The following is an 8174-nucleotide window of genomic DNA, read 5'->3' as shown; positions in this document are numbered from 1 at the left end:
GCCTCGCCCTCTCCGCGGTCGCCGTCGTGCTCGGCACCGCGATGGTGGCCGGCTCCTTCATCTTCACCGACACGATCAGCAAGTCCTTCGACGACCTGTTCGAGCAGGCGAGCGCGGACGTCACCGTCAACCCCCGCGCCGCCTTCGAGACCGACACGTTCACCGGAGGACAAGCCCCCGTCCTCACCGTCCCCGAGGCCACGCTGGAGACGGTCCGATCGGTCGAGGGCGTCGCGGAGGCCACGGGCGACGTCTCGGTCGACGGGGTCTACATCCTGGACGAGGACGGCCAGGTGCTCGGCACCCAGGGGGCCCCGGGACTCGGGCTCGACTGGTCGGGCAGCTCGCGCTCCCCCCTCGCCCTCACCGAGGGGCGTGGGCCGCAGCGCCGCGGCGAGGTGGCGGTGGACAGTGTCGCGGCGGACAAGGGCAATCTCTCCATCGGCGACACGGTCACGCTCCTCATGCCGCAGGGGCCGCGGCAGGAGGCCACCCTCGTCGGCGTCTTCACGTTCGGCACCTCGGGCAACCTCGCCGGTGCCACCCTGACCGCCTTCGACCCGGCCACGGCGCAGTCGTTGCTCCCCGACCCCGACACCTACACGACCGTCTCCGCGTACGCGGCCGACGGGATCTCGGACGAGGAGCTCAAGCGACGGGTCGACGCGGCGCTGGGAGCGGGGACGTACGAGGTCCTCACCCGGCAGGAGCAGAGCGACAAGGTGTCCTCCGACATCAAGCAGGGGCTCGGCTTCATCAACACCGCCCTGCTCGCCTTCGCCGGCGTCGCGCTCTTCGTCGGGTCCTTCATCATCGTCAACACCTTCTCCATGATCGTGGCGCAGCGCACCCGCGAGCTGGCGCTGCTGCGGGCGATCGGGGCCAGCCGGCGTCAGGTCACGCGGTCGGTGCTGCTCGAGGCCGCCGTCGTCGGCCTCGTCGGGTCCGCGATCGGGCTGGCGCTCGGCACGGGCATCGCGGCGGGGCTGAAGGCGCTCTTCAGCTCCATCGGCCTCGACCTCGGTGCCGTGGGGCTGGTGTTCGCGCCACGCACGGTGGTCGTCTGTGTCGCGGTCGGGCTGCTCGTGACGCTCGCCGCGTCGTACGCCCCGGCCCGCCGCGCGTCGAGAGTCGCGCCGGTGGCCGCGCTGCGCGACGACGTCGCCCTCGGCTCCGGGGCGCTGCGGGTGCGCGCGATCGTCGGCGCGGTGCTGACCGCTCTCGGCGTCGCGGCCATGGTCGGCGCGGTGACCGCGAGCGGCGGGGCCAGCGCGACGTACCTCGGCCTCGGGGTCCTGCTGACGCTCGTGGGCGTCATCGCGCTCGCGCCGGTGATCGGCATCCCGGTCGTCGCGCTGCTGGGGCGCCCGTTCCGGCGCAGCAACGTCGGCCGCCTCAGCAGCGAGAACGCCCGGCGCAACCCACGGCGCACCGCCGCCACGGCGTCGGCGCTGATGATCGGCCTCGCCCTCGTGACGGGCTTCGGTGTCTTCGCCGCCTCGGCGAACGCCTCCGTCGACAAGCTGGTCGACGACGCGGTGGGCGCGGACTACGTGGTTCAGGACGCGGCCGGCACCGCTTTCAGCGGCGACCTCGCCACCCAGCTGAAGCAGGTGCCGGGGGTCGAGCAGGTCGTGCGGGAGCGGTTCGGCAACGCCCGGGTCGACGGCAGCACCGAGCAGGTGGCGGGGGTGGACGCCGAGGGCCTGGAGCGGGCCCTGAAGCTGACGTTCGTGTCCGGGGACAGCTCCGCGCTGGGACGCGGCGAGGTCATGGTGACCGACCGGGAGGCCGAGGCCGTGGGGATCGCCCTGGGCCAGCAGCTGCAGGTCCAGTTCCCGACCGGCAGGTCCGCCGACCTGACGGTCGGCGCGATCGTCGAGGAGAACCCGGGCCTCGGCCCCTACAACGTCCCCCTCGAGGTCTGGGACCGGCTCGGTGGCGGCAACCGCGACCAGTTCCTCTCGGTCAACCTGGCCGCCGGCGCCGACCCGACGGCTACGACGGCCGCCCTGGAACGGGCGATCGGCCAGTACCCGACCCTCCAGCTGCAGGACCAGGAGGAGTTCAAGAAGAGCAACAAGGACCAGGTGAACCAGCTGCTCTACATGATCTACGGCTTGCTCGCACTGGCGATCATCATCGCTGTGCTCGGCATCGTGAACACCCTGGCGCTGTCCGTCATCGAGCGGACGCGGGAGATCGGGCTGCTGCGCGCGATCGGGATGAGCCGCCGGCAGCTGCGCAGGATGGTGGTCTACGAGAGCGTGGTCATCGCGTTCTTCGGCGCGCTGCTCGGGCTCGGCCTGGGGCTCGTGTTCGGCGTCCTGCTGCAGCAGGTGCTGGAGAGCGAGGGGATCAGCGAGCTGTCGGTCCCGTACGCGAGCCTGCTGGTCTTCCTGCTGCTCGCCGGAGTCGTGGGCGTGCTCGCCGCGCTGTGGCCGGCGCGCCGCGCGGCACGGCTCAACGTGCTGCGCGCCATCACCGGCGAGTAGGGGTGTATCAGGCCGCCACAGAGACTCCTCTGTCCGCCGCAGACCACTTCCGGGGAGAGCTCGACGTGACCATCACCGCCACCGTTCCTTCGCCGCGTACCTCCGGCGGCACTCCCCGACGTGCCCTCGCCGCGCCCGAGGCGGTGTGGTCGGGCCAGGCGGAGGCCCGGGCGCGGGGCAAGGCGGCGCGGCGCGCGGTGTCCCGCTCCGCCCACGCGGCACCGCTGCGCGCGGACAGGGACCCGGTCGAGCTCGTCGAGCGGGCGAACGACGGGCGGCTCGCGCACCTCGTCCCCCTGCGGGTGGGGCGCATGGCCGCGAGCCCCTTCGCCTTCCTGCGCGGCGCCGCGGCCGTGATGGCCCACGACCTGGCCGGCAGCCCGGTCAGCGGCCTGACGGCGCAGATCTGCGGGGACGCGCACCTATCGAACGTCGGCTTCTACGCGTCGCCGGAGCGCCGGCTCGTGCTGGACGTCAACGACTTCGACGAGACCGTCGTCGGGCCGTGGGAGTACGACCTCAAGCGGCTGGCCGTATCGGTCGTCGTGGCCGGGCGCGAGGCCGGCGCACCCGAGGACACCTGCCGGCAGGCGGCCTACGACGCGGCCCGGGCGTACCGGCAGACGGCTCGGACGCTGGCCAAGCTCCCCTTCCTGCAGGCGTGGACCTTCGACCTTGCCCAGGTGCTGGCGGCTGCGGACGTCGACGACCTCGCCGGGACGCTCGACCGGGTGCGGGACAAGGCGGTCGGCAACGGCTCGGCGAAGGTCGCCGCGCGCTTCACCCAGCGGGTGCAGAACGACGGGTGGCGGTTCGTCGAGCAGCCGCCCGTCCTCACCCAGGTCGTCGGCGTCGACGAGCGCGCCGTCGAGGACGGCCTGCGCGGCTACCTCGAGACGCTGCCGGCCGAGCGCAGGACGCTGCTGGCCCGGTTCACGGTCGCGGACGTCGCCTTCCGGGTGGTCGGGGTGGGCAGCGTGGGAACCCGCGCCTACGTCGTGCTGCTGCACGGCAACGGGGAGGACGACGCGCTCGTCCTGCAGGTCAAGGAAGCGCGGAGCAGCGTCCACGTGGCCGACCCGGCGTGCGAGCCGGGCCCGGGCCACGACGGGCGGCGGGTCGTCCTGGGCCAGCGGGCCATGCAGACCGCCTCGGACCCGCTGCTCGGCTGGGCCACCGTCTCCGGGCGGCCGTTCCTGGTCCGCACCTTCCGCGACATGAAGGGCAGCATCGACCCGGTGACGTTGCGCGGACACCAGCTCGACGACTACGCGCGGCTGTGTGGCGCGCTGCTCGCCCGTGCCCATGCCCGGACGCTCGACCCTCGGGTGCTCGCGGCCTACGTCGGCAAGTCCGACGAGCTCGACCTCGCCCTGACCACCTTCGCGGCGGGCTACGCCGACCGGGCCGAGGCCGACCATGCGGCGCTGCTCGCCGCCGTGCGCTCGGGCCGGCTGCCCGCCGAGTCGGGCGTCTGAGCCGCCCTCGGGCGGGACGGTCAGCCGGCGGACAGGTCCGGCAGCACGAGCGCGCCGTCCTCGGCGAGACCGAAACCGGGGTTGTGCGCCACCTCCCACGGGTGGCCATCGGGGTCGACGAACGAGCCGGCGTAGCCGCCGTAGAAGGTCTCCTGCGCCGGCTTGGTGACGCGCCCTCCCGCGGCCTCGACGCTCGCCAGGATGTCGTCGACCTGCCTGCGCGACCGTACGTTGTGCGCCAGCACTATCCCTCCGAAGGCCGGCATCGGCGCATCCTCCAGCCCGCTGTCGGCGGCCAGCGCCGCCCTGCTCCACAGCACGACCGCGATGCCGCCGGCCTGGTAGAACACCGTCTCCTGAGCCTCCTGGCCACGCCAGCCCAACGCGTCGTAGAACCGCTTGGCGCGGGCCAGGTCGCGTACGCCCAGCGTGACGAGGCTCAGTCGCTGCTCCATCACCGTCCCACCCTAGTTCCCTCGCCCGGCCGCCGCTGCAAGGATGACGCGTGCCCCTGCCGCCGTTGCCCGCGTTCCTCCCCCGGCCCGACAGCGCCGCGTGGCACCGTCGCCGCTGGCAGGACAACCTCGGCTACTTCCGGGCACGCACCCTCACGAACGCGTCCTATGGTGACGTGGCCATGCTGCTCAACCACCTGGTCGCCGACCGCGAGGAGGCCGCGCGACGGGGGCAGGGCCTCGAGCGCGGGCTGTACGACCGCGCCGTTGCGGCCGCGAAGGCGTGGCGGCGGGAGCCCACGTCCGAGCGCTGGTGGGACGCAGTGGCGTGCGTGGACAGGATCCTCGAGGAGCAGGAGCGGAGGCGGCGCGGCGAGGCGGCCGCCGACTGACGCCTTCACCGCCCGGCGGCGGCCGCGAAGCGCGCGGCCATGTCGCGCAGGGCGCCGCGCAGCTCGGGTGGGCGCAGCACCTCGAACCCCGCCCCGACCAGCCCCAGCGCAACCGCCGCCCAGGTCAGGTCGTCGACGTCGAGCCGGACACGGCACCGCCCCTCCCCCAGGTCCTCGACCGACAGCCACCAGCGGAAGCGTCGTCGCACGGCCTCCGCCGGCGCGTCCACGACGGCCTCCACCTCGTACCGCTCCGCCCCGCCGCTCACGCGCTCGCGGACGAACTCGGCGGCATCCGCGGCGGGCAGCCTGCGGGGCGCGAACCTGCCGCCGGTCGTGCGTGGAGCGCTCAGCCGGTCGAGCTGGAACACCCGCCAGTCGCTCCGGGCGGGGTCCCACGCGACCAGGTACCAGCGGCGCCCGAGGGGCACCAGGCGGAACGGCTCCACCTCGCGTTCGCTCCGGGCCCCGTTCGCGGACGCGTAGCCGAACGCGAGCCGCTCGGCGTCCCGGCATGCGAGGGCGACGACCGCGAGCACCGCAGGGTCCACCCCCGACCCGGGTGGGGACTCCGCCGCCCAGGACCCGCGGACCGTCACGGTGCGCAGCGCGTCTACCCGGCGCCGTAGCCGGGTGGGCATGACGGGCACGACCTTGGCGAGCGCGCGGACGGAGGGCTCGGCCAGCCCGTCGACCCCCGTCGCAGCCGCGGCGGACAGCCCGACGGCCAGCGCGACCGCCTCGTCGTCGTCGAGCACCAGCGGGGGAAGCGCCGCCCCGGGCGCCAGTGCGTACCCGCCGTCGACGCCACGCTGGGCCTGCACGGGATAGCCCAGCTCGCGCAGCCGCTCGATGTCCCGGCGCAGCGTCCGGATCGAGACCCCGAGCCGGTCGGCGAGGTCGTCACCGGGCCAGTGCCGACGTGACTGCAGCAGCGACAGCAGGCGCAGGGTGCGGGCACTCGTCACGGCCATCCGTCCAGTGTCCGGCAATTGAGGCCAGGAAGTGGCACGAGTGCGCCCTAGCGTCGTCGGTGCGGCCGGCGCTCAGCCCGCCGCACGAACCGCGTACCCGAGGCGAGGAGCCCGTCATGACCGTGACCACGACGACCCACCTGAACTTCCGAGGCGACGCCCGGGCCGCCCTGGAGTTCTACCGCTCCGTGTTCGGGGGCGACCTGGCGATCTTCACGTACGCCGACGCGCAGCGGGTCGAGGACCCGGCGGAGTCCGACCGGGTCCTCTGGGGGCAGGTCCGCACCGAGGACGGCTTCTCCGTGATGGCGTACGACGTCCCGGGCCGGCTGCCGTGGGACCGTGGGGAGAACTCGTTCTTCGTCTCGGTCCGCGGCACCTCCACGGACGAGATCACCGACCACTGGAAGCGGCTCGCGGAGGGGGCGACGGTGGTCGAGGAGCTCGCCCCCTCCCCGTGGGCGCCGCTCTACGGCATGCTGCGGGACAGGTTCGGTGTCGTGTGGGTTCTCGACGTGGTGGCCGAGTACACCGGATGACCGACAACTCGCGCATCGAGCTTCTATGAAGCTCTATGCGCAAGTTGTTCTCCGGCGATTACCGTGGGCAGCCGGATGCCTCGAGCAGTTCGACCGGGCCGGATCCAGGTCCGGGGCGACGCCGCGGAGCGCGCGACCCGTGCCCGGTGGTCGCGAGGGCGCAGGCGGCCATCGCGTGGCTGCGCGAGCGGGGCACCACGGAGGGCTGACGCGTAGGACGGAGCGGGCCCTCGCGGCAGACGGCGCAGGGCCCGGCCGTGCCCTGGTGGGACGAGGCGGTGAGGGCTCACCAGTCCCAGTGCGGGACCTCCTGGCACGGGTGCAGTCCCTCGCTGGCTGCCAGCCGCGTGGGAGTTCTGCACCGCGACCTCGGTCCCGAACTCGAGGTAGTCGTGCAGCGCGGCCCGGGCCCGCGGGTCGTCCGGGAACCCGCTGACGTCGGCCGCGCGGAGGAACAGCTCGACGAAGCGCCGCCGCTGCTCCTCGGTGATGCGCTTGCCCCGGTGTGGCGCGAGCCTCGAGAACCCTCCCAGCTCCTCCGTGCGCGGCGGCCCGCCGAAGACCTCTTCCAGGAACGCGGTCAGATGGTCGACGTGGTCGACGTGCCCGCTCCCGGAGAGCGGGTGCAGCAACGGATCCCGAAGGACCGCCGGATGCGAGGCCACGACCAGACGGCGCAGCGCGTCCTCACCCACCGAGTCGTACGACGGCCCGTCCATGGCGTGACCGTCGTCCCCGGCACGGCCCGGCGGAAGCCCCCTTCGCCCACAGCGCACAACGAACGGAAGGCGCCGCCCCTGAACGGGACGGCGCCTTCCGGCAGTGCAGTGAGTCGGGCAGGCTCCAGGCTAGAAGCCCTCCTCCTCGTCGAGCGCCTCGTACTCCGCGATCAGCTCGCGGGCCGCGGCGATCAGCTCGTCGCGGACGGCGTAGTCGTCCGCGTCGCCCTTGATCTGGTTGTTCGCACGAGCCATGAACTCCTGCAGGAAGCGGATGACCGACTTCTCACTGCCCCGCTCGGCGGCCGTCGCGGCGCGCGACAGCCGGTCCTCGAGGCTGGCCGCGACCCGCGGGCTCAGCCGCTCGGCCGCCACGAAGCCGTTCATGTCCGCCTGCAGCGAAGCCAGGGTCGTGCCGGTGGGCACGGCCGTGACGGTGAAGCGGATGGTCGTGGTGCTGTCGTTGCCGGCAGCGTCGCGGGAGGTGACCACCAGCGTGTGCGACCCGAGCGACAGGTCCGCGAAGCTCACCGTCGTGCCCGAGGTGAAGGCCGCGCCGTCCAGCGTGGCCGTCGTCGAGCCGGCACCGGAGCCGGCGTCGGTCGCCGAGAACGACACCGTGGCGGAGCGCGACTGGTCGTAGCTGGAGCCGTCGACGAGGCCGGTGACCGTGATGACGGGGCCCGTCGCGTCGATGCGGAGGCTGAGCGACTTGTCGGCCTCGGCGTTGCCGGCCTTGTCCACGGCCCGGTAGACCAGCGTGCGCTGGCCGTCCGCGCTCATGGTGATCGCCCCGGTGTACGTCGTCCAGTTGGCCGCCCCGTCGAGCTTGTACTCGATGCGGTCGACCCCGCTGCCACCCTGGTTGTCCGTCGCCGCCAGCGTCACCGTGACGGACGACGTGTAGTAGCCGTCCTGGCCGTTGGGGGCGGCCGGGCTCTGCGTCATGGCCGTCGTCGGAGCCGTCGTGTCGGTGGGCGTCGGGGCCACGATCGTGAAGCTGGTGGAGCCGACCTGGGAGACGTTGCCCGCCACGTCCGTGGCGCGGAAGCGGACGGTGTGCGCGCCCGGCGCCGAGACGGTGAACGGCGTGGAGTAGGCGGTGAAGGCGCCGTTGTCGAC

8 protein-coding genes are annotated in these 8174 nt (G+C 73.4%); 4 read left to right on the top strand and 4 right to left on the bottom strand.

From position 1 onward, the window contains the following. Together G9H72_RS20595 and G9H72_RS20590 are read left to right on the top strand one after the other, a co-directional pair. On the top strand, positions 1-2495 hold a 2495-nt coding region (locus G9H72_RS20595; RefSeq protein WP_166174705.1), incomplete at its 5' end, for an ABC transporter permease. Positions 2496-2560: 65 nt separating this feature from the next. Beyond that, complete coding sequence (locus tag G9H72_RS20590) at positions 2561-3973, top strand: DUF2252 domain-containing protein (protein WP_331272473.1); 1413 nt, start codon at positions 2561-2563, stop codon at positions 3971-3973. Between the two features lie 20 nt (positions 3974-3993). Here the strand turns inward: G9H72_RS20590 and G9H72_RS20585 are convergent, their stop codons facing one another. Next, positions 3994-4428 (bottom strand): VOC family protein, encoded by a 435-nt coding sequence (locus G9H72_RS20585; RefSeq protein ID WP_166174707.1) that lies wholly within the window; start codon positions 4426-4428, stop codon positions 3994-3996. Positions 4429-4478: 50 nt separating this feature from the next. Here G9H72_RS20585 and G9H72_RS20580 point away from each other — a divergent pair, with 50 nt between their 5' ends. Further along, on the top strand, positions 4479-4820 hold the full coding sequence (locus G9H72_RS20580; RefSeq protein ID WP_166174703.1) for a hypothetical protein: 342 nt from the start codon (positions 4479-4481) through the stop codon (positions 4818-4820). 5 nt (positions 4821-4825) lie between these two features. On the opposite strand, the gene G9H72_RS20575 is transcribed toward G9H72_RS20580, so the two are convergent. Next, complete coding sequence (locus G9H72_RS20575; RefSeq protein ID WP_166174701.1) at positions 4826-5794, bottom strand: helix-turn-helix transcriptional regulator; 969 nt, start codon at positions 5792-5794, stop codon at positions 4826-4828. A gap of 116 nt (positions 5795-5910) precedes the next feature. Between G9H72_RS20575 and G9H72_RS20570 the strand changes: the two genes are divergently transcribed. Then, positions 5911-6333: a VOC family protein gene (locus tag G9H72_RS20570; protein WP_166174699.1), complete on the top strand. Its 423-nt coding sequence runs from the start codon at positions 5911-5913 to the stop codon at positions 6331-6333. A 23-nt stretch (positions 6334-6356) separates the two neighbouring features. Here the strand turns inward: G9H72_RS20570 and G9H72_RS23560 are convergent, their stop codons facing one another. Together G9H72_RS23560 and G9H72_RS20560 are read right to left on the bottom strand one after the other, a co-directional pair. Continuing rightward, entirely contained in the window at positions 6357-7052 is a 696-nt protein-coding gene (locus tag G9H72_RS23560; RefSeq protein WP_407939619.1) for a group II truncated hemoglobin, read from the bottom strand. 129 nt (positions 7053-7181) lie between these two features. After that, positions 7182-8174, bottom strand: a 993-nt coding sequence (locus G9H72_RS20560) for an OmpL47-type beta-barrel domain-containing protein (RefSeq protein ID WP_196791463.1), incomplete at its 5' end; no start/stop codon positions are given.

It is taken from the genome of Motilibacter aurantiacus, assembly GCF_011250645.1.
Taxonomy (GTDB): Bacteria; Actinomycetota; Actinomycetes; order Motilibacterales; family Motilibacteraceae; genus Motilibacter_A; species Motilibacter_A aurantiacus.
The sequence above is the reverse complement of the archived record's forward strand: the minus strand, read 5'-3'. Positions and strand labels throughout refer to the sequence as shown.